The organism is Mycobacterium sp. M23085, from assembly GCF_045343915.1.
GTDB lineage: Bacteria > Actinomycetota > Actinomycetes > Mycobacteriales > Mycobacteriaceae > Mycobacterium.
Window position 1 is genome coordinate 2,261,312 of the sequence record NZ_CP174280.1, and the last position, 22,339, is coordinate 2,283,650.

General features: G+C 68.3%; 27 protein-coding genes. 4 read left to right on the plus strand and 23 right to left on the minus strand.

Features of this window, described 5'->3' with window-relative positions; all coding sequences use genetic code 11:
• Window positions 1-10: 10 nt before the first annotated feature.
• From rpsQ to ACIUM1_RS10290, 12 genes are all read right to left on the minus strand, one after another.
• Complete coding sequence (rpsQ, locus tag ACIUM1_RS10235) at window positions 11-358, minus strand: 30S ribosomal protein S17 (RefSeq protein ID WP_406817050.1); 348 nt, start codon at window positions 356-358, stop codon at window positions 11-13.
• Window positions 358-591: a 50S ribosomal protein L29 gene (gene rpmC / locus ACIUM1_RS10240; RefSeq protein ID WP_007773580.1), complete on the minus strand. Its 234-nt coding sequence runs from the start codon at window positions 589-591 to the stop codon at window positions 358-360. Before rpmC ends, rpsQ begins: the two co-directional genes overlap by 1 nt.
• Window positions 591-1,007, minus strand: a complete 417-nt coding sequence (rplP, locus tag ACIUM1_RS10245; RefSeq protein WP_007773582.1) for a 50S ribosomal protein L16 — start codon at window positions 1,005-1,007, stop codon at window positions 591-593. Before rplP ends, rpmC begins: the two co-directional genes overlap by 1 nt.
• A 3-nt stretch (window positions 1,008-1,010) precedes the next feature.
• Entirely contained in the window at window positions 1,011-1,838 is an 828-nt protein-coding gene (gene rpsC / locus ACIUM1_RS10250) for a 30S ribosomal protein S3 (RefSeq protein WP_406817051.1), read from the minus strand.
• Window positions 1,838-2,404: a 50S ribosomal protein L22 gene (rplV, locus tag ACIUM1_RS10255; protein ID WP_406817052.1), complete on the minus strand. Its 567-nt coding sequence runs from the start codon at window positions 2,402-2,404 to the stop codon at window positions 1,838-1,840. Before rplV ends, rpsC begins: the two co-directional genes overlap by 1 nt.
• The gene (rpsS, locus tag ACIUM1_RS10260; RefSeq protein WP_007773585.1) at window positions 2,401-2,682 is read right to left on the minus strand and encodes a 30S ribosomal protein S19; all 282 of its coding nucleotides are present in this window, start codon (window positions 2,680-2,682) and stop codon (window positions 2,401-2,403) included. The genes rplV and rpsS overlap by 4 nt, the downstream gene beginning before the upstream one ends.
• Before the next feature lie 17 nt (window positions 2,683-2,699).
• Window positions 2,700-3,542: a 50S ribosomal protein L2 gene (gene rplB, locus ACIUM1_RS10265; protein ID WP_007773586.1), complete on the minus strand. Its 843-nt coding sequence runs from the start codon at window positions 3,540-3,542 to the stop codon at window positions 2,700-2,702.
• Window positions 3,543-3,569: 27 nt separating this feature from the next.
• Window positions 3,570-3,872 carry a 50S ribosomal protein L23 gene (gene rplW, locus ACIUM1_RS10270; RefSeq protein ID WP_007773589.1) on the minus strand — a complete coding sequence of 101 codons (303 nt, stop codon included), beginning with the start codon at window positions 3,870-3,872 and terminating at the stop codon, window positions 3,570-3,572.
• Window positions 3,873-4,544 (minus strand): 50S ribosomal protein L4, encoded by a 672-nt coding sequence (gene rplD / locus ACIUM1_RS10275; RefSeq protein ID WP_406817053.1) that lies wholly within the window; start codon window positions 4,542-4,544, stop codon window positions 3,873-3,875. It lies immediately after the preceding gene.
• Window positions 4,544-5,197, minus strand: a complete 654-nt coding sequence (gene rplC / locus ACIUM1_RS10280; protein ID WP_406817054.1) for a 50S ribosomal protein L3 — start codon at window positions 5,195-5,197, stop codon at window positions 4,544-4,546. The genes rplD and rplC overlap by 1 nt, the downstream gene beginning before the upstream one ends.
• Before the next feature lie 13 nt (window positions 5,198-5,210).
• The gene (gene rpsJ / locus ACIUM1_RS10285) at window positions 5,211-5,516 is read right to left on the minus strand and encodes a 30S ribosomal protein S10 (RefSeq protein ID WP_003873519.1); all 306 of its coding nucleotides are present in this window, start codon (window positions 5,514-5,516) and stop codon (window positions 5,211-5,213) included.
• A 431-nt stretch (window positions 5,517-5,947) separates the two neighbouring features.
• Entirely contained in the window at window positions 5,948-6,502 is a 555-nt protein-coding gene (locus tag ACIUM1_RS10290) for a TetR/AcrR family transcriptional regulator (RefSeq protein WP_406817055.1), read from the minus strand.
• 189 nt (window positions 6,503-6,691) lie between these two features.
• On the opposite strand from ACIUM1_RS10290, the gene ACIUM1_RS10295 reads away from it, so the two are divergent.
• Complete coding sequence (locus ACIUM1_RS10295; protein ID WP_406817056.1) at window positions 6,692-8,281, plus strand: MFS transporter; 1,590 nt, start codon at window positions 6,692-6,694, stop codon at window positions 8,279-8,281.
• Between the two features lie 684 nt (window positions 8,282-8,965).
• On the opposite strand, the gene mftG is transcribed toward ACIUM1_RS10295, so the two are convergent.
• The 7 genes from mftG to mftA form a co-directional block, all read right to left on the minus strand.
• Window positions 8,966-10,405 carry a mycofactocin system GMC family oxidoreductase MftG gene (gene mftG, locus ACIUM1_RS10300; RefSeq protein ID WP_406817057.1) on the minus strand — a complete coding sequence of 480 codons (1,440 nt, stop codon included), beginning with the start codon at window positions 10,403-10,405 and terminating at the stop codon, window positions 8,966-8,968.
• An 8-nt stretch (window positions 10,406-10,413) separates the two neighbouring features.
• Complete coding sequence (mftF, locus tag ACIUM1_RS10305) at window positions 10,414-11,826, minus strand: mycofactocin biosynthesis glycosyltransferase MftF (protein WP_406817058.1); 1,413 nt, start codon at window positions 11,824-11,826, stop codon at window positions 10,414-10,416.
• Window positions 11,823-12,554, minus strand: a complete 732-nt coding sequence (mftE, locus tag ACIUM1_RS10310) for a mycofactocin biosynthesis peptidyl-dipeptidase MftE (RefSeq protein ID WP_406817059.1) — start codon at window positions 12,552-12,554, stop codon at window positions 11,823-11,825. Before mftE ends, mftF begins: the two co-directional genes overlap by 4 nt.
• Window positions 12,555-12,715: 161 nt before the next feature.
• On the minus strand, window positions 12,716-13,903 hold the full coding sequence (gene mftD, locus ACIUM1_RS10315; protein WP_406817060.1) for a pre-mycofactocin synthase MftD: 1,188 nt from the start codon (window positions 13,901-13,903) through the stop codon (window positions 12,716-12,718).
• 2 nt (window positions 13,904-13,905) lie between these two features.
• Entirely contained in the window at window positions 13,906-15,111 is a 1,206-nt protein-coding gene (mftC, locus tag ACIUM1_RS10320) for a mycofactocin radical SAM maturase (RefSeq protein ID WP_406817061.1), read from the minus strand.
• Window positions 15,108-15,434 carry a mycofactocin biosynthesis chaperone MftB gene (gene mftB / locus ACIUM1_RS10325; protein ID WP_406817062.1) on the minus strand — a complete coding sequence of 109 codons (327 nt, stop codon included), beginning with the start codon at window positions 15,432-15,434 and terminating at the stop codon, window positions 15,108-15,110. Before mftB ends, mftC begins: the two co-directional genes overlap by 4 nt.
• Window positions 15,419-15,508, minus strand: coding sequence for a mycofactocin precursor MftA (mftA, locus tag ACIUM1_RS10330; protein WP_007773607.1), 90 nt, complete (start codon window positions 15,506-15,508; stop codon window positions 15,419-15,421). The genes mftB and mftA overlap by 16 nt, the downstream gene beginning before the upstream one ends.
• Window positions 15,509-15,605: 97 nt before the next feature.
• Between mftA and mftR the strand changes: the two genes are divergently transcribed.
• Window positions 15,606-16,202: a mycofactocin system transcriptional regulator gene (gene mftR, locus ACIUM1_RS10335; RefSeq protein WP_406817063.1), complete on the plus strand. Its 597-nt coding sequence runs from the start codon at window positions 15,606-15,608 to the stop codon at window positions 16,200-16,202.
• Window positions 16,199-17,245, plus strand: coding sequence for a DUF2332 domain-containing protein (locus ACIUM1_RS10340; RefSeq protein ID WP_406817064.1), 1,047 nt, complete (start codon window positions 16,199-16,201; stop codon window positions 17,243-17,245). Before mftR ends, ACIUM1_RS10340 begins: the two co-directional genes overlap by 4 nt.
• 16 nt (window positions 17,246-17,261) lie before the next feature.
• Here ACIUM1_RS10340 and ACIUM1_RS10345 read toward each other — a convergent pair whose 3' ends face one another.
• Entirely contained in the window at window positions 17,262-18,122 is an 861-nt protein-coding gene (locus tag ACIUM1_RS10345) for an aldo/keto reductase (RefSeq protein ID WP_406817065.1), read from the minus strand.
• Between the two features lie 413 nt (window positions 18,123-18,535).
• On the opposite strand from ACIUM1_RS10345, the gene ACIUM1_RS10350 reads away from it, so the two are divergent.
• A complete protein-coding gene (locus ACIUM1_RS10350; RefSeq protein ID WP_406817066.1) occupies window positions 18,536-19,363 on the plus strand; it encodes an inositol monophosphatase family protein in 828 nt (275 codons plus the stop codon).
• A gap of 22 nt (window positions 19,364-19,385) precedes the next feature.
• Here ACIUM1_RS10350 and ACIUM1_RS10355 read toward each other — a convergent pair whose 3' ends face one another.
• The 3 genes from ACIUM1_RS10355 to ACIUM1_RS10365 form a co-directional block, all read right to left on the minus strand.
• Window positions 19,386-20,582 (minus strand): NAD(P)/FAD-dependent oxidoreductase, encoded by a 1,197-nt coding sequence (locus tag ACIUM1_RS10355; protein WP_406817067.1) that lies wholly within the window; start codon window positions 20,580-20,582, stop codon window positions 19,386-19,388.
• Window positions 20,583-20,607: 25 nt separating this feature from the next.
• Entirely contained in the window at window positions 20,608-21,435 is an 828-nt protein-coding gene (locus ACIUM1_RS10360; RefSeq protein ID WP_406817068.1) for a mycofactocin-coupled SDR family oxidoreductase, read from the minus strand.
• 91 nt (window positions 21,436-21,526) lie between these two features.
• Window positions 21,527-22,339, minus strand: a complete 813-nt coding sequence (locus ACIUM1_RS10365) for an SHOCT domain-containing protein (RefSeq protein WP_406817070.1) — start codon at window positions 22,337-22,339, stop codon at window positions 21,527-21,529.

The window sequence follows — 22,339 nt, forward strand, 5'->3', positions numbered from 1 at the left end:
TTAAAAGCGCTTACTTCGCCTTTTCCAGAATTTCGACGAGTCGCCAACGCTTGGTCGCCGAAGTCGGCCGGGTCTCCATCAGCGAGACCCGGTCGCCGATTCCGGCGGTGCTGTTCTCGTCGTGGGCCTTGACCTTCGTGGTGGTCCGGATGATCTTGCCGTACAGCGGGTGACGCACCCGGTCTTCCAGCTCGACCACGATAGTCTTCTGCATCTTGTCGCTCACCACGTAGCCGATGCGCACCTTGCGGCGGCCGCGCACCTTCGGCTTGGCCGGAGTGTGCTTGGGGCCCTTGTCCTTGGACTCGGCCTCGGTTGCGGCGGCCTTCTTGGGGGCGGCCTTCTTGGCTTCTGCCATCACGATTCCTTACCGTCGGGCCCACTAGCCAAGCCCAGTTCTCGTTCGCGCAGCACGGTGTAGACGCGCGCGATCTCCTGACGCACCGTGCGGAGCCGGCGGTTGTTGGTCAACTGCCCGGTGGCCATCTGGAAACGCAGATTGAACAGCTCTTCCTTGGATTCGCGCAGCCGCTCGGCCAGCTCCTCTTCGGTGAGCTCACGCAGTTCGCCAGGCGAAATTCCCACTGCCATCAGAACTGATCCTCTCGGGTCACGATGCGTGCCTTGATCGGCAACTTGTGGATCGCGCGGGTCAGCGCCGCGCGGGCGGTCTGCTCGTTGGGGTAGCTGAGTTCGAACAGCACCCGGCCCGGCTTGACGTTGACGACCCACCACTCCGGCGAGCCCTTACCCGAACCCATGCGGGTTTCGGCGGGCTTCTTGGTCAGCGGGCGGTCGGGGAAGACGTTGATCCACACCTTGCCGCCACGCTTGATGTGCCGGTTGATGGCGATACGAGCGGACTCGATCTGCCGGTTGGTGACGTAGGCGTGCTCGAGCGCCTGGATGCCGTAGTCGCCGAAGTTCACCGCCGTGCCGCCGCTGGCGATACCGCGCTGGCGGGGGTGGTGTTGCTTACGGTGTTTAACCCTGCGGGGAATCAACATGATTCAGCTCTCCGTGCTTTGTGGTTCTGCAGCGGGTGCGGCGGCGGGTGCGGCCTCCTCGGCGCTCGCGGCCGCCCGGCCGGCTTCGGTGCTGGTGGCCGTGGTGCCCGACGCGCCACTACGACGCGGGCGGGTGCCCGACGGACGCTCGCGGCGCGAACGCTCGGCGCCCGCCGGAGCGGCGGCGGCCAATTCGCGCTTGCCGCCGACGATGTCGCCCTTGTAGATCCACACCTTCACGCCGATCCGGCCGAAGGTGGTCTTGGCTTCGTACAGGCCGTAGTCGATGTCGGCACGCAGGGTGTGCAGCGGCACCCGGCCCTCGCGGTAGAACTCCGAGCGGCTCATCTCGGCACCACCGAGACGGCCGGAGCACTGCACCCGGATGCCTTTGACGTTGGGCTGACGCATCGCCGACTGGATGGCCTTACGCATCGCCCGGCGGAACGCCACGCGGTTGCTCAGCTGCTCGGCGACCCCCTGGGCCACCAATTGCGCCTGCGACTCCGGGTTGCGGACCTCGAGGATGTTGAGCTGCACCTGCTTGCCGGTCAGCTTCTCCAGGTCGGCACGGATCCGGTCGGCCTCGGTGCCGCGACGGCCGATGACGATGCCGGGCCGCGCGGTGTGGATGTCGACCCGCACCCGGTCGCGGGTGCGCTCGATCTCCACGTCGGCGATCCCGGCCCGCTCCAGGCCGGTCGAGAGCAGCCGCCGGATCGCGACGTCTTCCTTCACGTAGTCCGCGTACTGCTTGTCGGCGTACCAGCGTGACTTCCAGTCGGTGGTGATGCCCAGCCGGAAGCCGTGCGGATTGATCTTCTGGCCCACTAGTCTGAGCCTCCCTTCGCGTCAGAGGTCTCAGACGTCTCGGCTTCGGCCTTCGGGGCGGCCTTCGTCGCGGGTGCCTTGGTGGCGGCCTTCTTGGCGGGCGCCTTGTTGGCCGGCGCTTTCTTGGCGCCCGAACCGGGTCCAGCCTTCGCGGCGGCCTTGCTGGCCTCGGCGCGACGGGCCCGGGTCGACTTCGCCGACCCCTGGTCCTTGCCCGGCCGGCTTTCCACCACGACCGTGATGTGGCTGGTGCGCTTGCGGATCCGGAACGCGCGGCCCTGGGCGCGCGGACGGATGCGTTTGGCGGTGGGGCCCTCGTCGGCGTAGACGGTGGCGACCACCAGGGTCGCCGGGTCCAGTCCGTTGTTGTTCTGCGCGTTGGCCGCGGCGCTGGCGATCACCTTGGCCACCGGCTCACTGGCCGCCTGCGGCGCCCAGCGCAAGATGTCCAGCGCGTCGGCCACCGAGCGGCCGCGCACCAGGTCGATCACCCGGCGCGCCTTTCTCGGCGACACCCGCACGAAACGTGCTTTGGCCACCGCCGAGGGGAATTCCGTTGTGGTCATCGCCGTTTGGCCTTCCGGTCGTCCTTGATGTGTCCCTTGAAGGTGCGGGTGGGCGCGAATTCACCAAGCTTGTGGCCGACCATCGCCTCGGTGACGAACACCGGGACGTGCTTGCGCCCGTCGTGGACGGCGAAGGTGTGGCCGATGAAGTCAGGAATGATCGTCGAACGCCGCGACCATGTCTTGATCACCTGTTTGGTGTTCTTCTCGTTCTGCGTGTCCACCTTCTTGAGCAGGTGGCCGTCGACGAACGGGCCCTTCTTCAGGCTGCGTGGCATGTGCTACTCCTGACTTCCTAGCGACCGTGCTTCTTGCCGGTGCGCCGGCGTCGGACAATGAGCTTGTTACTGGCCTTGTTCGGGTGGCGGGTGCGGCCCTCGGGCTTGCCCCACGGGCTCACCGGGTGGCGACCACCGGAGGTCTTACCCTCACCACCACCGTGCGGGTGGTCCACCGGGTTCATCACCACACCACGGACCGAAGGGCGCTTGCCCTTCCACCGCATCCGGCCGGCCTTGCCCCAGTTGATGTTCGCCTGCTCGGCGTTGCCCACCTCGCCGACGGTGGCGCGGCAGCGCACGTCGACGCGGCGGATCTCACCGCTGGGCATGCGCAGCGACGCGTAGGTGCCCTCTTTACCGAGCAGCTGGATGCTCGACCCGGCCGACCGCGCCAGCTTGGCGCCGCCGCCCGGCCGCAGTTCCACGGCGTGGATCACGGTACCGGCCGGGATGTTGCGCAACGGCAGGTTGTTGCCCGGCTTGATGTCCGCGTTCGGGCCGCACTCCACCACGTCGCCCTGCGAAAGTCCCTGCGGCGCAATGATGTAGCGCTTCTCGCCGTCCAGGAAGTGCAGCAGCGCGATGTTGGCGGTGCGGTTGGGGTCGTATTCGATGTGCGCGACCTTGGCGTTCACACCGTCTTTGTCGTTGCGCCGGAAGTCGATCACCCGGTAGGCGCGCTTGTGGCCGCCACCCTTGTGGCGGGTGGTGATGCGGCCGTGCGCGTTTCGCCCGCCGTGACCATGCAGCGGGCGCACCAGCGACTTCTCCGGGGTGGAACGAGTCACCTCGGAGAAATCGGACACGCTCGAGCCGCGACGGCCCGGGCTCGTCGGCTTGTACTTACGAATTGCCATGTCTAATCAGGTTTCCTCTCGCGGCGGCTACGCCGGTGCCCCGAACAGATCGATCGGCTTGCTACCCGGCGCCAACGTGACGATGGCCCGCTTGGTGCTCTTGCGCTTGCCGAATCCGGTCCTGGTGCGCTTCCGCTTCCCTTGCCGGTTGGCGGTGTTCACCGACGCGACCTTGACGGAGAAGATCTTCTCAATGGCGATCTTGATCTGCGTCTTGTTCGAATCGGGGTGCACCACAAACGTGTACACGTTGTCGTCGAGCAGCGAATAGGACTTCTCCGAGATGACCGGGCCCAAAATGATGTCGCGGGGGTCAGTGATGGTCGCCATCTACGCCGAAACCTCCTCGGCAGAACTGGTGCTGGCACCGGCGATGTAGGCGTTGAGCGCCTCAACGCTGAACACCACGTCGTCGGAGCGCAGCACGTCATAGGTGTTGAGCTGGTCGGGGGCCAGGATGTGCACACCGGGCAGGTTGCGCACGCTCTTGGCGCCGGCCTCGTCGCTGCGGCCGATGACGACCAGCAGCTGCTTGCGGTCGGTCAGCGTGCCCAGGAACGCCTTGGCATTCTTGGTGGACGGAGTCTGACCCGACACCAGCTCGGTGATCGCGTGGATGCGACCGTTGCGCGCCCGGTCGGACAGTGCGCCGCGCAATGCCGCGGCGATCATCTTCTTGGGGGTGCGCTGGCTGTAGTCGCGCGGCTTGGGGCCGTGCACGACGCCACCGCCGGTGAACTGCGGGGCGCGCGTCGAACCCTGTCGGGCCCGGCCGGTTCCCTTCTGCCGGTACGGCTTACGGCCACCACCGCTGACGTCGCCGCGCGTCTTGGTCGAGTGCGTGCCCTGACGCGCCGCCGCCCGCTGCGCGGTGACGACCTGGTGCATCAGCGCGATATTGGCCGGGGCGTCGAACAATTCGGCCGGCAGCTCAATGGAGCCGTCGACCTTTCCGTCCGGCGTCTTGACGTCGATCTTGAGCGTCTTGGAGCCTTCTGCCATCACTTCTCACCTCGTTTGACCGCGCTGCGGACCACGACGAGTCCACCGGTGCGGCCGGGGACCGCGCCCTTGATCAGCAGCACGCCGTTCTCGGTATCGACCTTGTGCACCAACAGGTTCTGGACGGTCACGCGATCGCTACCCATCCGGCCCGACATCCGGGTGCCCTTGAACACCCGGGCGGGGGTGGCGCAACCACCGATCGAACCCGGGCGGCGGTGCACCGCCTGGGCACCGTGGCTGGCGCCCTGACCACGGAAGCCGTGCCGCTTCATGGTGCCGGCGAAACCCTTGCCCTTGGAGGTGCCCGTGACGTCGACGTAGGCGCCGTCGGCGAAGATCTCCGCCGTCAGCTCCTGCCCGACCTGGTACTCGGCGGCCGCCTCGGGGTTGTCCAGCCGCAGCTCGGCCAGGAACCGGCGCGGGTTAACCCCCGCGGCGGCGTACTGACCGGTCACCGGCTTGTTGACCTTGCGGGGACTGATCTCGCCGTAGGCCAGCTGCACGGCGCTGTAGCCGTCCTGCTCGGGGGTACGAATCCGGGTCACCACGTTCGGGCCGGCCTTGACGACCGTCACCGGCACAACCCGGTTGTTCTCGTCGAACACCTGCGTCATGCCCAGCTTGGTACCCAGAATGCCTTTTCTTGCCATGAGTCTGGATCTCCTACTGGATGTTGACGTCGACACTGGCCGGAAGGTCGATGCGCATCAGCGCGTCGACGGTCTTCGGCGTCGGGTCGAGGATGTCGATCAGCCGCTTGTGAGTGCGCATCTCGAAGTGCTCCCGCGAGTCCTTGTACTTGTGCGGTGAGCGGATGACGCAATACACGTTCTTCTCAGTCGGCAGCGGCACCGGACCTACGACACTGGCACCCGTGCGGACGACGGTCTCGACGATCTTGCGCGCCGACGCGTCAATAGCCTCATGGTCGTAGGCCTTAAGCCTGATGCGGATCTTTTGTCCCGCCACGCTTCTCCTACCCTCACTCCTGTTGAGGCCCGGTAACGGGCTCAATCAATCGATGTCCTCAGTGCCACCGGCGCGCCGATCGGGCGGCCAACTCTGGGCCGATCGAGCGTTGCGCCGGATATTGCGCCGCTGTTTACCTGTCGTGGTCCACCGGCCCCCGCGGTCGGGTGTGTCACCCTCACGCAGCCTCATCCGCGATCGAAATTCGTCGCTCTCAAAGGATGGGACCGGACGCGCTCGTTTGAACGCTGGTCGTATGCCCGACCAGGCGCAAACCCGGCTCAAGGCAACCTGAACAGTATGCCTGAAGATCGTGCCTCAACAAAATTAGGCCGCGATCTGGGGCCGAATCCGCCGCGGCCGAGCTGCCGACGGTACCGGCGCGGGGTAAACGCGCTGGTGGAAGCCCTTGAGACGGGGTCGCCGGGGCCTTAGGCCCCCGCCGATTCGATATCGTCTGCGCCGGCTCTGCCGCACTGCACATGTAAGAAGCCGTCGACGGCCGCCAGCGCGCATTGGCGGTAGTCGAAATCGGGCAGCGTGGACAGCCGGCCCAGCACCAGGGGCCCGATGAGCAGGGCGATCGCCCGCGACCGGTCCACCTCCCCCAGCTCGGCGGCCTCCGGGCTGTCGAAGATGGCGTCGAAGGGCTCCGCGTACTGCTGGGCGATGCGCTCGCGCAGGGTGATGATCGCCGCGCTGTCGGCGTTGTGGCTGTGCCGCGGCTCGGGCAGGCCGTCCAGGTCACGCCCCAGCGCCAGCCAGGACATGGCCGTCATCATGGTGGGGGCCTGGGCCACGGACTCGGCCTGGGCGAGCACCACCGCGACCAGGCGGTCGCGCAGCGAACCCTCGGCCGGCGGGGTAGGCGACGCCGGGATCAGGCTGTTGAACGCCGCTGCCAGTAAGTCGTTTCCGCTCGGGAAGTGTCGATACAGGGTCGCCCTGGCCACGTTGGCGGTGCGGGTGACGGCGTCGACCGTCACCGCGCTGGGACCTCCGCTACGCAGCAGCGTGACGGCGGCTTCCAGCAGCCTGGCCCGCGACCTCGCGGGGCGCGGATCGGATGTTCCGGCGGTAATTGCGCCCCTCCTCGTGTTTGAAAGCGAGACTATTGGTCTACCTACGAGACTAATGGTCTCGAAAATCCGCACGCTCCCGAGGAGGCGCTCCGCATGATCGAAACCCTGGTCCGGACTGACCAGCGTACTGACGGGATCGGCATCGGCGATAGCTTCCGGGCGCGAAACTGGACGCTGGCCGTCGCCTGCATGGGCGTGGCCCTGGTGGTGGCGTCGATGACCGCGCTGAACACCGCGCTGGGCGACCTCGCGGTGGCCACCTCGGCCACCGCATCGCAGCTGAACTGGGTCGTCGACGGCTACACCGTGGCACTGGCGTGCCTGCTGCTGCCGGCCGGCGCGATCGGTGACCGCTACGGGCGGCGTGGCGCGCTGCTGATCGGGCTGCTGGTGTTCTCCGTCGGCTCGATGGCACCGGCGCTGCTGCACAACCCATCCCAGATCATCGCGGCCCGGGCGGTGGCCGGGATCGGCGCCGCGTTCGTCATGCCCGCCACACTGTCGCTGCTGACGGTGGCCTATCCCAAGGACGACCGCACCAAGGCCGTTGGCATCTGGGCCGGGACGGCGGGTTGCGGCGGCGTGCTGGGCATGCTCGGTTCTGGCTTGCTGCTTCGCTTTTGGGATTGGCACGCCATCTTCTGGACGCTGGGCATCGCCGGGCTGGTGATTTTCGTCCTCGCGTGCACCGTCGCCTCGTCACGCGACGCCGGAGCTCCACGGGTCGATGCGCTGGGGGCGGTGCTGATCGGCGCGGCGGTCGCCATCGCGGTGGCCGCCATCCTGGAAGCGCCCGGGCGCGGCTGGAGCGACCCGGTGGTGTGGGGCGGGCTGGTCGCCGGCGCGGTGATCGCCGCGGCGTTCGGTGCCCTCGAGTTCCGCCTGGCCCGGCGCGGCCGGCAACCACTGCTGGATGTCCGGCTGTTCGCCGACCCCAATTTCGCCACCGGGGTGACCGCGATCGTCATCCTGTTCGGCGCCACCTTCGGCTTCTTCTATGTCGGCATGCAATACGTGCAGCAGATCATGGGCTACTCCGCGCTGTCGACGGCGATCGCCTTCGGACCGTTCATGGTGCCGCTGGGCATCTTCTCGGCCCTGTCCTTCTGGTACGTGCCCAAACTGGGCCTGCGGCTGGTGTTATTCGTCGGCACACTGCTGATGGCGGTCGGATTCGGGTGCATGTACGGGCTGGACCTGCACTCGACGTATCTCGAATTCGCATGGCCCACCCTGATTCTCGCCACCGGCATCGGGATGTGCACCGCGCCGACGACTTCGGCGATCATGGGCGCGGTTCCCGACGAGAAGCAGGGTGTCGCCTCCGCCGTGAACGACACATCACGCGAAATGGGCGGCGCGCTGGGCATCGCGGTGGCCGGATCGATCCTGGCCGGCCGCTACTCGCACGAGCTTGCGCCCCGGCTGGCCGGCTTTCCCGCACCGGTCCGCGGCCAGGCCACCGACTCGCTGGCCAAGGCCGTCGAGATCGCCGGCCGGCTCGGCCCGCAGGGGCGGCAGCTGGCCGACATCAGTAAGTCGGCGTTCCTGGCGGCCCTGCACGCCTCCACCGTCACGATGGCCGCGATCGTCGCCGTCGCCGCCGTGGCGATCGGGTTGTGGGCCCCGGGCCGCGACGGCCGCCAGCTACGCCCGGTGCGGCGGCTGCTGTCGCGACGCTGAGCGCCACCCGAACCAAGACCAATGCCGTTGCCCGACAGAGCATTCAACGCGCACCACGACGCCGAGAGAGCTTGCAACCGCCCGTCGTTTCTGGTATCAGAGATGTATATCGACAGATACAGATCATCTCTGTCTCCCGAGGTGGATGTGGCGTTGATGGGCATTACGAGCGTGGTCGAGCCGGCATGCGCGGCGATCAGTGCGGCGGCGGCGATCGTGGAGGCCGAATGGATGCGCCTGCGGCGACCGAGCGTGCCGGTTCGCTACCCCGGCTACGAGTTGCCCGCGGCGCGGCGAGCCCGGCGCCGGGCGACCACCCTGGTCTCCACCAGGCCGTCGCGTATCGGCTGCTCGACGCGCGAGCATGCCATCAGAGGCCGATGGCCGGTCTCCCTCGTGTGGGCGCGGCAGCGCTCACCTCCGCGGTGCCAACGTCTTTCGTAGTTCGGTGGAAGGAGGTGACGGACAACAGACAAGCACGGGCTATCGGAGAATGAGATGGCGGTCGTGCGGTCCGCGAATATTGCGACGCATTGTTCGCGCGACGCAGATCTGCGCGCGCACAGCCACTTGTCGTGGCCATCTACGTGGACCGCATGATATCCGCCGTCTCGTCGGGCGGGCCGCTGCGGGACCGATGCTTTCGGTTACCGCATCGGCCCGCCCACTGTCTGCGTTCACCGTTCACCGAACGAACTCCGCCGCCCGGTGCCCGATCATCACGATGGTGGCGTGCGGGCCGCGGCTGGTGATCGCGGGCAGGATCGAGCCGTCGATCACCCACAGGTTGTCGATGCCGAGCACCCGGCACCGGGAGTCGACGACGGCGTGCGGGTCGCCGTCGGCGCCCATCGGCGCGGTGCCGCACAGATGTTGCGAGGTCGACCACCCGGCCGACGCGGCATCCGTTGTGCCGCCTGCCAACTCGCGGGCCAGCTCGGTGCCCCGGCGCAGCGCCGCGACATCGTCGGGCTCGCTGTCGTAGCGGTGCTCGATGCGCGGCGCCACGCCGGGATCGGCCGAAACCAGCGTCATCCGCCCCCGGGCGCGTGGCCGCATCAGCGCCACCCCGATGTGCGGCCAGTCGGCGTGCCCGGCGGTGCCGTCGCCGGTCATCGCCACGAATCCGCCTGTGTACGGCCGTATCTCGAGGTCATCGGCCGTACTGAGCACCACCTCGAGCACCGGCCGTGCGGGCGCCACCGTCCAGTCGGTGGGCAGCACCCACTCGGGATGATCGCTGAACGACGCGCCCACCGGCAGCGGCGCCACCACCGGCACACCGGCGGCGGACAGCATCGGCGCGTCGCCGATACCCGAGGCCATGAGCAGGTGCGCAGTTTCGATCGCGCCGGCACACAACACGATTCGGTCGGCGGTCAATGTTGTCCGACCGTGCGGGCCGACCGTGTCGACGCCTACTGCGGCGGTGCCGGCAAAGCGCAGCCGGGCCACCCGGGTCCGCGCACGTAGGTCCAGGTTCGGCCGGCCCAGCGCCGGGATCAGGTATCCGGCGCCGGAGCCCCGCCGCACGCCGTCGACGATGTTGAGCGGGACGGCGCCGATTCCCGAAACTTCTTCTGGCGCAGTGTCGTTGAGGTCGGCGATCCAGCCGAATCCGGCGCGCTCGGCGGCAGCGATGAATCGCTCGGTGGTCCCGGTCATCTCGTGGGTGCGGCGCACCCGGATGGGACCGCTGTCGCCGTGCGCGGGGCCGTCGAAGTCCAGGTCGGTCTCGATGGCGCGGTAGCTGTCCAGCACGTCGGACCAGCCCCAGCCCGGCACGGCCAGGCGGTCGAAGTCGCGCGGCAACCCGCGGCAGAAGTAACCGCCGTTGATCGCGCCCGATCCGCCCACCGTCGCCCCGCGTACCAGCGGATGCCGCCGGGCCGGCTCGTCGGTGAGGCGGGTCTGATAGCGCCGGACCAGCGGACTGCCGACGCCTATCGGCAATTGCAGCCCGTTGGCGGTCTGGGCGAGCAGCCCCGGGTCGTCGAGCGCCGGCCCCGCCTCCAGGACGGTCACCAAGCACCGCGGGTCGGCGGAGAGACGTTCCGCGACAACCGATCCTGCACTTCCGGCGCCGACGATCAGCACATCGCTGTGCGAGGCGGCTGCGGTCAAGGTGGTGGTTAACTCCGGATCTGGGGTTTGAGGGCGCGCGCGTTGCGCTCCCGTAGCACACCCCACCACAACCCGAGCCCGTACGCCAGGTCGTCGACGCGCTTCAGCACCAGGTAGGTCGGCAGCCCGATCGGTTCGATGTCGTCACTGACGGCGTCGCGCCGGCGAAGCCAGTCGACCACCCCGTCCATCACGGCCGCGACCAGCACCACCCGCCGGAAATGCCGCGACATGGTGGCGGCCACCAGCGCCAGCGGCCAGTAGTGCCGGCACAGCGCGGACGCCAGCTGCAGCGCCGCCGACCACAGGCCACGGCCCGCGATCATCGCGACGTCGGTCATCGACGTCTCGGCGCTGCGCATGGCCCGGGCGATCCGGCGACCGGTCAGGACGGCCAGCACGAGGGACGCCAGCCGCGAGAGCGTGGACCCGAACGCCATCAGAATCCACGTCATCAGCGCCCAACCGGAGATCACCACCGGCGCCGTCTTGTCCGGGTGACGCACCGACAGCGGTGCCGCCGAACCACCGTAAAACGCTTTGCGCGCAAGCCAATCCCGCAACTCGGTGCGGTGATCGTGCGCGACCAGCGCGATCGGCTCGTACCGCAGCCGAGCGCCCGTCTCGATCAGCCGCCAGCACAGGTCGACGTCCTCGCCGGACTGCAGGGTCTCGTCGAACCCGCCGACCTCGCGGATCGCCGAGCACCGGCAGATGATCGCCGCGCTGGGCACGTAGGACACCGTGCTGTGCGGCAGCACCGGAGCCTCGCGCTCCCCCAGGTCCAGCGACGAGTGCACCGCCTCGTAGCGGGCCACCACGTTCTCGCTGTGCGACAGGCCGACGATGCGCGGCGCGACCAGGGCGACGGTGGGATCGCAGAAGTGGCCGAGGAGGGCTTCCAGCCAGCCCCGGCGCGGTGCGACGTCGGAGTCCAGGAACGCGACGAAGTCCGTCCGGCAAGCGGCCAGCCCGGTGTTGCGGGCCGCCGCCGGGCCCTTGCTGCGGTGGTGGCGCAGCACCTCGATGTCGCAGTGCGCGCCGACGAAGTCTTCCGGTTCGATCGGCGGGAACGAGCCGTCGTCCACCACGACGACGCGCAGGCCGCGCAGTGAGCTCACCAGGCGTCGCACACCAGAAAGGTTGTCCCGCACCGGGATTACCACCGTGACGTCACGGTGCGACGGGCCGCCCGCGGGTCGCGGATGCGCCACGGTGGCGTCCAGCAGGGTACGGGCGAGCTGGGCGGACAGGTCGTCACGCACCTTCAGCCGGCCATCGGAGAGCATGACACGGGCGGCGGGCGCCAGCTTCAGCAGCCGGGTCGGCGAACCGCCGAGCAGCGCCGAGCCGTCGCCGAGCACCCGCACCCGGCGGTCGACCTGAACGGCGAACCCGTCCGGCAGCCGGGGCGCGGTCACCTCAGCATCCCGTCCGGCCCGGGGCGCCACCGGGACACCCGGCGGACACAGCCGTCGACCATGTCGGCGAAGATCCGCTTGCCCTCGGCGGCGGTGGCGGTGGTCGGGTCGCCCAGCACGCCGACCGCGCTGACCGCCGCGACTCCGCCGCGGCGCATCGACCCGAGCAACTCGGGCAGGGGGGCGGTGTTGCCGGCCACCCACTGATCGGTCCGGACGACGGCCGGCGAGATGTGCAGCAACACCGATGTTTCGGTATGGCCGGCGTGGGCGTCACCGCCGGCGGTCAGGCAGGGGGACCAGCCGGCGTCGCGGCCCTCGGTGCGCAACTGGGCCACCGCGCTGTTCAGCGCCGCGACGTTGCCGCCGTGGCCGTTGACGAACACGAGGCGCCGGGCCCAGCCGGCCGCTGACCTGCCGTACTCGACCAGCAGCAGTGTCAAGGCCTCGGTGCCGAGCGAGATCGTTCCGGCGAAGCTCTGGTGCTCGCCGCTGGCGCCGTAGGCGATCGCCGGTGCCACCAGCCAGTCGTGCCCGAGGCGCGGTGCCGCGCCGCCGGCGACCGCGGTCGCGATCCGGGTGTCGGTGTCCAGCGGCAGGTGCGGGCCGTGTTGCTCGGTCGACCCCAATGGAACCAATACCGACGCCGCCGTGCTGGATAGCTGGCTCGACGTCGCGGCTCCCAATTCGCCGAGTACGGGCACTCGGTGATGGTAGGACGAATTCACCTGGCGTGCACCAATTGTTGAGGCTTGAAAAAAAGTTTTTTTTAGGGCGTTCACTGGGCGTTCGGATTATGGGCTCGTCCGTCACGGTTATACCGCCCGTATCACGATTTGCGCAGGCGTCACTTAATCCGGAGATATTCGCCCTGGATGGTGGGCTTTTGCTATGCGTTGCCCGACGGCACGCCGAGCGCTCGGGTGAAGCCGGGCGGCACCAGAATGTGGTCCGGCCCGAGGTCGTGGACCGACGAGAGCCCCAAACCCATCAGCGCCGAGTCGATACCGCCGCGCAAGATGTCGAGCACGTTCTCCACGCCCGGCTGGCCGGCCGCGGCCAGCCCCCACAGGTAGGCCCGGCCGATCATCACCGCGCGCGCTCCCAGCGCCACCGCCTTGACGACGTCGCTCCCCCGCCGGATGCCACCGTCGAGGAGCACCTCGATCTGATCGCCGACGGCCGCGGCCACCGCGGGCAGGGCGCGGATCGAGGCCGGTGTGCCGTCCAGATTGTTGCCTCCGTGGTTGGACACCGAGATGGCCGAAACCCCGGCATCCACCGCCCTTTTGGCGTCATCGACGCGCATCACGCCCTTGAGCATGAACGGCCCGTCCCACAGTCCGCGGAGCCAGGCGATGTCCTCCCAGGTCGGCGGCGGCGTGCCCATCCACTCCCCGTACGCCTGGAAGAAGGGGGGCCCGGGCTCGCCGCGGCGGCCCTGGTTGGGCACCCGCAGCTCCGGCGGGCGCATGGTCTTCGCCCACTGCAGGAACCACCGCGGCTTGGTGATGACCTCCGGGCTCATCTTGACGATCGTTTTGAGGTTCATCTGCTCCGGGATGGACGGGCTGCCCCAGTCCCGGCCGTGCGAGAAACTCCAGTCGGTGGTGACGATCAGCCCCACCGCCCCGGCCGCGCGGGCACGCTCGACCCGGGCGGCGATCGCGTCGCGGTCACCCAGCCAGTACAGCTGGAAGAACACCTTGGGGTTCGCCGCGATGACCTCTTCGATCGGCTTGCTGGCGAACGACGACAGCCCCATGGCGGTGCCGCGGGCGGCGGCAGCCCGCGCCACGGCGACCTCGCCTTCGGGATGCACCGCCTGCACGCCGGTCGGTGAGATCAGTACCGGCAGCGAAATGTCCTGCCCCATAACACTTGTGGACAAGTCGCGCTTCTCCTGCGCGCCGATTACGTGCGGGGCGAATCCTAGTTCGCTGAAGGCCGCCACGTTGTCGGAGACGGTGACTCCCTTTTCGCTGGCCGAAATGAGCGACGAATAGGCCGATTTCGGCAGCCGCCGCTTGGCGCGTTGCTGGGCGATGGCGACGGTCTCAAACCATGCGTCGGCCATTGCTACACCGGGCTTTCGTTGCACATTCGGGCCGGCGGCATTGCCGGCGTGACCGCCGGCGGCCGCGGCGACAGGGTGAGCGGCACCGGTTGGCGGATGCGCTTGCCGCGGGAGTGATCGGCCCGGGGGCGCGGCGTCTCGCGGTCGCGCGCCAGCGCGGTCGCGCTGTGGCCCTGGACGCATTCGGGGTCCGGTCCGTCCAGCGGCAGGCCGGTGAAGAATTTGGCGGCCATGCATCCACCCCGGCAGCTGTCGTAGTGCCCGCAGCTGCCGCAGGCGCCCGCCGACTGGGGTTCGCGCAGCTCGCGGAACAGCGGGGCGTTTTTCCACACGTTGTCAAACCCTCCACCTGACAACACATTTCCGGCCAGGAAGCGGTCGTGGATGGCGAACGGGCAGGCGTAGACGTCACCCACCGGGTCGATCAGGCACACGACGCGGCCCGCGCCGCACATGTTCAGGCCGGCCAGGGCGCCGGATTGGCCGAGCGGGGCCAGGTGGAAGAAGGAGTCGCCGGTGAGCACCCGCTCGCCCTTGGCGACCAACCAGTCATACAGCTGGACCTGCTGCTCGGCGGTGGGGTGCAGCTCTTCCCAAACGTCGGCGCCGCGCCCGGACGGGCGGAGCCGGGTGATCCGCAACGTGGCGCCGTAACGGCTTGCCAGCGCGGCGAATTCGTCGAGCTGGTCGACATTGTGCCGGGTGACGACCACGGAGATCTTGGCGTCTTTGAATCCGGCCGCGGACAGATTCTGCAGTGCGCGCACCGCCATGTCGAACGAGCCTGGCCCGCGGACGGCGTCGTTCACCTCGGCGGTGGCGCCGTCCAGCGAGATCTGGACGTCGACGTAATCGCTGGCCGCCAGCCGCGCGGCGACCTCGGGCGTGATCCGGACGCCGTTGGTGGAAAACTTCACACCGACGTGGTGTGCGGTCGCGTAGTCGACCAGTTCCCAAAAGTCCGGGCGCACAGTGGGTTCCCCGCCACCGATGTTGACGTAGAACACCTGCATGCGTTCCAGCTCATCGATGATGTCCATGCATTGGCGGGTGGACAGCTCGCGCGGGTCCCGCTTGCCCGACGACGACAGGCAGTGCACGCAGGCCAGGTTGCAGGCGTACGTCAGCTCCCAGGTGAGGCAGATGGGCGCGTCGAGCCCGTGCTCGAACTGCTCGATGAGCCGCGGGACGGGGGCCGCTGTTGTCATTGATCGTCCTTCCGGGGCACCAACATGTTGGACTCGACGAGCACCCCCAGCGCATGCAGATAGGGCGCCTGCGCGGCGTCGTCCACCCCGGCCGCGCGGCAGGCGGACCGGATGTCGGGGTGGTCGGCCAGCGATTGCACCACGGTGAGGATGGTGCGGTTCTTCAAAAACGACAGCTTTCGGGTCCCGAAGTGGTAGAGCAGCGCGCCGAACGGTTCCGGCCGAACCGCCACCTGCGGGTGCAGTCGCCAGCCGCGATCAGGATCGAAGGGGGGTGCCGTCCGAGCCTGCGCGGGCGCGGGCACGGTCAGTAGACCCCGCACATGCCGTCGATGGACACCTCTTCGACCAGGGTCTCGGTGACGAGTTGGGTGTCAGTTTCGGTCTCGTGGTCCACGGGCCTTGCCTTTCGTCCGGTCTTGACAACGATGGGGTCTGGGTCACACTCGCCGTCAGAATATGGCATCGAGTGCCGAAATGGAAGGGCGGGTCCGATGATGCCGCAGCCGCGGGTGGGCAGGCGCCGCTCGACCACCCCGCACCACATCACCGACGTCGCCATCGACATGTTCACGGCCCGCGGTTTCGCCGACGTGAGCGTCGACGATGTCGCCCAGGCCGCCGGCATCTCGCGGCGCACCCTGTTCCGTTATTACGCGTCCAAGAACGCCATCCCCTGGGGCGACTTCGACAATCACCTTGCCCACCTGCGCGATCTGCTCGAGGCCGTCGACGCCGGCGTGGGCCTCGGTGATGCGCTGCGCGCTGCACTGTTGGCGTTCAACACCTTTGACGAATCCGAAATGGCGCGGCACCGCCAGCGAATGCGAGTGATCCTGCAAACCGCTGAGCTGCAAGCGTATTCGATGACGATGTATGCCGGCTGGCGTGAGGTGATCGCCGGGTTCGTGGCCCGTCGGCTGGATTGCAAGACGACGGATCTGCTGCCTCAGACCGTCGCCTGGACGATGCTGGGGGTGGCGTTGTCGGCATACGAACACTGGCTGAGCGATGAATCCGTCCCGTTGCCGGTTGCCCTGGGCAACGCGTTCGACGTGGTGGGCGCCGGGCTGGACGGGCTGCACAGGTGAGCGCCCAGCACCTGGTGCACACCCTGCGGTCACAGGGCAGGTTCTGCGCCTCCTCGGGCTCGCCGATGTATGGCGAGCTGTTCGAGCTGGTGGCCCGCGACGTCGAAGCCGGCGGTGTCTTCGCGACGGTCTTGTCCGGACGCGAGGACGCGCCGTCGCGCGACGCGGTGCCGCTGCGGTTGCTGGGCGGTCTGCACCGGCTGGTGCTGGACGGCCGGGCGGCGCAGCTGCGCCGCTACTACCCCAGCACCGGGGGTGTCTGGCATGCCGAATCCGCCTGGCCGGAAATCCTGGACGTGGCCGCCGGTCATGTCGACATGCTGCAAGCGGCGCTCGGTCAGCCACCGCAGACCAACGAGGTGGGCCGATCGGCCGCCCTGATCGGCGGACTGTTGCACATCAACCGCGAATTAGGCTTGCCGATAAGGCTTTTCGAGATCGGATCAAGTGCGGGGCTGAACCTGCGCGCGGATCACTACCGCTACGGCTTCGCCGGTGGGCAGTGGGGGCCGCCCGACTCACCGGTGGCCATCGACGACGCCTGGCGCGGCGCGCTGCCGCCCCGGCGCGAGTTGCGCATCGTGGCGCGCCACGGGTACGACATCGCGCCCATCGACGTCGGCGAGGCCGACGGGGAGACGACCGTGCTGAGCTATGTCTGGCCCGACCAGGGTGCCCGGCTGGCGCGACTGCGCGGCGCCATCGAGGTCGCCCGCCGGGTCCCGGCGGCACTGGAACGCCGGACGGCGGCCGACGCCGTCGCCGGCCTGACGCCGGCCGACGGGGCGTTGACCGTCCTGTGGCATTCGATCACCTGGCAGTATCTGTCCGCCGACGAACGCGACGCGGTGCGCGCTCACGTGGACGCCCTGGCCGCCCGGGCCGATGCGCGCGCGCCGTTCGCCCACCTGACCATGGAGCCCGAGCGAGACGGACCCGGCGCACCGATCAGGTTCGCGGTGCGGGCCCGCAGCTGGCCGGGCGGCGATCCGCGGACGCTGGGCGAATGCCATCCGCACGGTCCGCCGGTGGACTGGCGGTAAACCGGCGATTCCGAGATCAGGTGCCCATGAAGGTCATCGGATCGTGCAGCACCCGGGTGCCGTCGTGCAATCCTTCGATGGCCTCCATGTGCTCGGGCTCGAGGGTGAAGTCGAACACGTCCAGGTTCTGCGCGACACGTTCGGGCTTGGACGACCGCGAGACCACGACGTTGTCCAACTGCAGGTTCCACCGGACCAGCACCTGCGCGGGCGTGCGGCCGTACTCGGCGGCGATCGACGTCACCACCGGCTCCTCGATCAGTCGCCCGACGCCCAGCGGGCTGTAGGACTGCGTGGTCACGTCGTGCTGGGCGTGGGCCTGGCGCAACTCGGCCTGGTTCAGCCGCGGGTGCAGCTCGACCTGATTCACCGCGGGCACCTCGTCGGTTTCCTCGATGACCGTGGCCAGCAGCTCCTCGGTGAAGTTGCAGACGCCGATCGAGCGGACGTGCCCCTCGTCGCGGGCCACCTTCATGCCCTCGAAACTCTCCACATACTTGCCCAGCTTCGGCGCCGGCCAGTGGATCAGGTAGAGGTCGAGGTAGTCCAGCCCGAGTCGGTCCAGGCTCGCCTTGCATGACTCCTGGGCGGTGTGGAAGCCCTGCTTCGAGGTACCCAGCTTGGTGGCGACGAACAACTCCTCGCGAGGGATGCCGGAGGCGGCGATAGCGCGCCCGACGGCTTCCTCATTGCCGTACGAGGCGGCGGTGTCGATGAGGCGACAGCCGGCCTCCAGCGCCGCGACCACCGAGCTTTCCGTTTCCTCATCGGACAACTTGGCCACCCCCAAGCCGAGTACGGGCATCTTTGCCTCGTCATTGAGTGCGACGGTCGGAATCGCGCCGGGCGAGCTGTAAATCTCATCGATCACTGTCACGTGCAATCACCTGCCTGCTCAAGTTGGTTACCGGAATTATCTGGGAGAGAACGACGATTCAGCGGCGGCCCGTAGCGGTGCCCCAACGTCGTTCGCTTGCAGACAGTAGCCAAGCTCGGCAAGCGGTGCACAGGAGCCGCCGATACATGTCGGCACAGCAAAATTCGTTGTGTTTCGAAGTTACGTGTTTCCAGCGCAATGCCTTTGGCGTTGCTGGTGATGGCAACTTTGTGACACCGACTACAGTGCCCGCGCCGCTGCGGGAATACGGCGGTGCCCGAGCGAAACCCTTGATGGTCTAAGTTCTTTCGCTTATCCATGCGACGGGGCGCGCGCGACGCGAAATCACTTATCCCTTATGCTCGACAAACGCCGACCGCACGCCAACACCGGAAGCGAGGCAGACCTGTCCCATGAAGACAATGCAAGAACTTTTCGAAATCGCTTGGCAAGCAACACAACTCGGCTCCTCCATGCTCAAGAAATCGCAGCCGGGCTCGGTGCAGCACAAGGGTGACCGCGACACGGTCAGCGACGTCGACCTGGCAATTCAGCGCGACATCGCCGACTACCTCGCCCAGACCACACCCGATATCGCGCTGCTGGCCGAAGAGTCCGACCAACAGCCGCAGATCGAAACATCCGAGTGGCTCTGGGTTCTTGACCCCATCGACGGAACGTCCAATTTCGTCCATGGCCTGCCGCTGTGCGCGGTATCGCTGGCCCTGCTGCACGCCGGGCGCACCGTGCTGGCGATCACCCACGCTCCCCTGCTCGGTAGGACCTACCACGCCATCGAAGGCAAAGGGGCGTTCGTCAACGGACAACGGATCGCCGCCAGCACCACCGACAGCCTCAGCGGGGCCATCGTGTCCCTCGGCGACTACGCCGTCGGCCACGACGCCGGCCGGCTCAATCAGCATCGGCTGGCGCTCACCACCGAGCTGGTTCCCCGCGTCGAGCGCATCCGGATGATCGGGGCGGCGACCCTCGACCTCGCCTTCGTCGCCGAGGGCGCGCTGGACGCCTGCGTGATGATGTCCAACAAGCCGTGGGACACCGCCGCTGGGACCCTGATCGCCCGCGAGGCCGGAGCGCAGGTCACCGACGCGCAGGGCAACCCGCACACCCACCGATCCGCGTCGACGATCGTCACCGCCCGGGGCATCGCCGAGCAGCTCGCCACGGTGATCCGCAATACCGAGATCCCCAGCGACCGGCACGCGGCCGCAGTCGGCTAGCAGCGGGCGGGAAAGGCCGTCCTCAGCCCAGTATTTCGGCGATGGGCACCGCCGCGGCGATCTTGGCGCGGACCTTCATGACCTTGCCGGGCATTCCACCACCGACCACCCCGACCAGGGCCCCGTCGCGTTCGTAGTAGGCCAGGAACTTGCGGCCGTCGTCCTCGACGACGTGGACGATGTCGCCGGCCGCCGGCTCGCCCAGGCACTGGATCTTGACGTCGTACTGGTCGCTCCAGAAGTACGGGACGACCACCGCCGAAGGTGCGTCCTGGCCCAGCATCGCCGGTACCACGGCACGCGCCTGGTCGGCCACGTTGCTCCAATGTTCCACGCGCCCTTGATGTCCCGTCGCGTCGCGCCACGAAGCGACGTCGCCGAGCGCCCACACGTTCGGTGCGCTGGTGCGGCCGGCCTCGTCGCAGATGACGCCTCTATCGGCACTGTCGACCTCGACCCCGCTGCCCTCGAGCCAGTCGGTGGCCGGGCGCGACCCGATGCCGACGACCACGATGTCGGCCGGCAGCTCGGTGCCGTCGCTCAACACCACGGTTTCGACGCGGGAGTCACCGCGCACCTCCGCCACCCCGACCCCGAGGCGGACGTCGACACCCTCGGCGCGGTGCAGCCGGGCCACCAGCTCGCCGATCTGCTCGCCGAGCACCGCGGCCAGCGGTGTCGGCTGCGGCTCCACCAGCACCACGTCCACGCCCAGGCTGCGCAGGCTGGCCGCCACCTCGCAGCCGATGAACCCGGCGCCGATGACGACGGCGCGCTGCGCCGCGGACGCATGCTCGCGCAGCGCCAAGCTTTCGTCGAAGGACCGCAGCACGCGGATGCCCTCGAGGTCCGGGATCGCCGGGATGCGCCGCGGCAGCAGGCCGGTGGCGATGACGAGTTCGTCGTAGCCCAGCGTCGTCCCGTCGTCGAGGGTCACCGTCTGCGCCGCGGTGTCCAGGCTGGTGGCGGCCGACCCCAGTCGCAGGGTGATGCCGTTCTCGTCGTACCACTCGCGCGGTTTGAGCGCGGTGTCGTCGACCTCCTTGCGCAACACCTCTTTGGACAGTGGCGGGCGGTCGTAGGGCAGATGCACCTCGTCGCTCACGATCGTGATGGGCCCGGAGTACTCCGAGCGCCGCAGCTGCTCGGCGGTGCGGGCGGCGGCCAGTCCGCCGCCGACGATCACGATTCCGTTGGTGGCGCTTTCGTCACTACTCACGTGGAGTTCATAGCACGATGGCCGGTCAGTACTTTAGGGCGCCCTTATCCACCGGGATCTGGGTGCCCGTCAGCGTGCCCGAACCGTCGCCGGCGAGCCAGGCCACCACGTCGGCCACTTCGTCGGCCGTCATAAAACCGTTGGGCTGCACCGGCATTGGCGGAAAGCTGTGCACGAAGCTGGGGTGTTTGGCGAAAATCTCCATCATCGCCTCGGGTTCGATCATCGGGGTGTCCACCGAATACGGGTGGATGGAGTTGACCCGGATGCCGAATTCGCCGAGCTCGATGGCGAGCGTGTTGGTCAGCGCGGTGAGTCCGTGTTTGCTGGCCGAGTAGTGGCCGTTGCCCGGCGTGGCCTTGATCCCAGCCGACGAGCTGACCACCACGATGGATCCGCCGTTGCCCGCCTCGATCATGGCGGGGACGGCGGCGCGCAGCGTGCGCCAGGTGCCGGTCAGATTGACGCCGATGACCGTGTCCCACTGCTCGTCGGTGAGCTCCCAGACGCGGCCCCAGCTCAGCACCCCGGCGTTGGCCACCACGATGTCGAGCCGGCCGAACTGCTCGATCCCGTCGGCCACCAAATCCCGCAACGCGGCGTCGTCGCGGACGTCGACCTCGCGGGTCAGGACCTTGCGTCCCTCGTTCTCCACCAGGCGGGCGGTCTCGTCGAGGTCTTCGCGGCTGGCCGGCGGGTACGTCACGCTGGCCGACGCCGCGGCGCAGATGTCCAGCGCGATGATGTCGGCGCCCTCCCGGGCCAGCCGCACGGCGTGCGAGCGCCCCTGTCCACGGGCGGCCCCGGTGATGAATGCGACCCGTCCCTGCAGTGATCCGGCCTGTCCAGCCACCTGTAACCCCTTCGACCGCCGATAGACCAAGCCAGGCTAGCAGCGCAACTGAAACGTGTTCTAATTCACCCGGTGTTGGTGACCGGGCTGGTCAGATTTCGGCGATGATCGCCGCCCGCCGGCTGGTGTACTCGGCGTCGGTCAACGCCCCGCTGGCGTGCAGGTTCGTCAGCTCCTGCAGTCGCGTCGCGATCGACGCTTCCGGCGAGGTGACGACCTGGGCCGGCTGCGCGGCCGGGGCCTGCTGGTCGACCGCCCGGCGCACCACCGCCTGGATCTGGGCCCGCAGCGCCGGGTTCGACCGGATGTCGACCATCTGGTTGAGCGCGATGTTGTTGGCCTTGAGGATCTGCAGGATCTCCATCAACGGGCCCGCCTGCCCGCTGAGGTCATAGGTCTTGTTGTCCTCGGCCACCGTGAACTGCGCGGGCACCAGGCCGTTGACCAAAGCGCTTCGCTCCCAGTCGATCCGGTATTCACTGGTGGTGGGGTTGACCAGGACCACCACCTTGCGGGCGTTGAGGTTACCCAGCCGGGTGACGCTGGCGATCACCCGGTCCTCGCTGTCGAACGGCAGCAGCCCGGGACCGGCGATGTGCAGGTGCACCTTGACCACCTGCTGGTTGTTCACCCATGTCCCCGTCTCGGTGATCCCGGTGATTCCGGCGAGCGCCAGCACCCCGTTCTGCTCGAGCGCGGCCACCTTGGCCGACGACTTGGCCCCGTAATTCGCCAACGCCAGCGCGACCAACACGTCGGCAACGGTGATCAGCAGGCCGGCGTAGAACATCCACCGCAGCAGACTGTCGAGCCCGAGCGTGAAGTACACGATCAAGAAGATCGGTCCGACCAGCCCGCCGCACAGCAAGACGACCAACTGAGCCTTCAGGTAGCGCGCTAACAC

Coding starts and splice junctions, on each gene's coding strand:
- rpsQ (WP_406817050.1), bottom strand. CDS start 358: ATGGCAGAAGCCAAGAAGGCCGCCCCCAAGAAGGCCGCCGCAACCGAG.
- rpmC (WP_007773580.1), bottom strand. CDS start 591: ATGGCAGTGGGAATTTCGCCTGGCGAACTGCGTGAGCTCACCGAAGAG.
- rplP (WP_007773582.1), bottom strand. CDS start 1,007: ATGTTGATTCCCCGCAGGGTTAAACACCGTAAGCAACACCACCCCCGC.
- rplV (WP_406817052.1), bottom strand. CDS start 2,404: ATGACCACAACGGAATTCCCCTCGGCGGTGGCCAAAGCACGTTTCGTG.
- rpsS (WP_007773585.1), bottom strand. CDS start 2,682: ATGCCACGCAGCCTGAAGAAGGGCCCGTTCGTCGACGGCCACCTGCTC.
- rplB (WP_007773586.1), bottom strand. CDS start 3,542: ATGGCAATTCGTAAGTACAAGCCGACGAGCCCGGGCCGTCGCGGCTCG.
- rplW (WP_007773589.1), bottom strand. CDS start 3,872: ATGGCGACCATCACTGACCCCCGCGACATCATTTTGGGCCCGGTCATC.
- rplD (WP_406817053.1), bottom strand. CDS start 4,544: ATGGCAGAAGGCTCCAAGACGCTCAAGATCGACGTCAAGACGCCGGAC.
- rplC (WP_406817054.1), bottom strand. CDS start 5,197: ATGGCAAGAAAAGGCATTCTGGGTACCAAGCTGGGCATGACGCAGGTG.
- ACIUM1_RS10295 (WP_406817056.1), top strand. CDS start 6,692: ATGATCGAAACCCTGGTCCGGACTGACCAGCGTACTGACGGGATCGGC.
- mftD (WP_406817060.1), bottom strand. CDS start 13,903: ATGGCCGACGCATGGTTTGAGACCGTCGCCATCGCCCAGCAACGCGCC.
- mftC (WP_406817061.1), bottom strand. CDS start 15,111: ATGACAACAGCGGCCCCCGTCCCGCGGCTCATCGAGCAGTTCGAGCAC.
- mftR (WP_406817063.1), top strand. CDS start 15,606: ATGATGCCGCAGCCGCGGGTGGGCAGGCGCCGCTCGACCACCCCGCAC.
- ACIUM1_RS10350 (WP_406817066.1), top strand. CDS start 18,536: ATGAAGACAATGCAAGAACTTTTCGAAATCGCTTGGCAAGCAACACAA.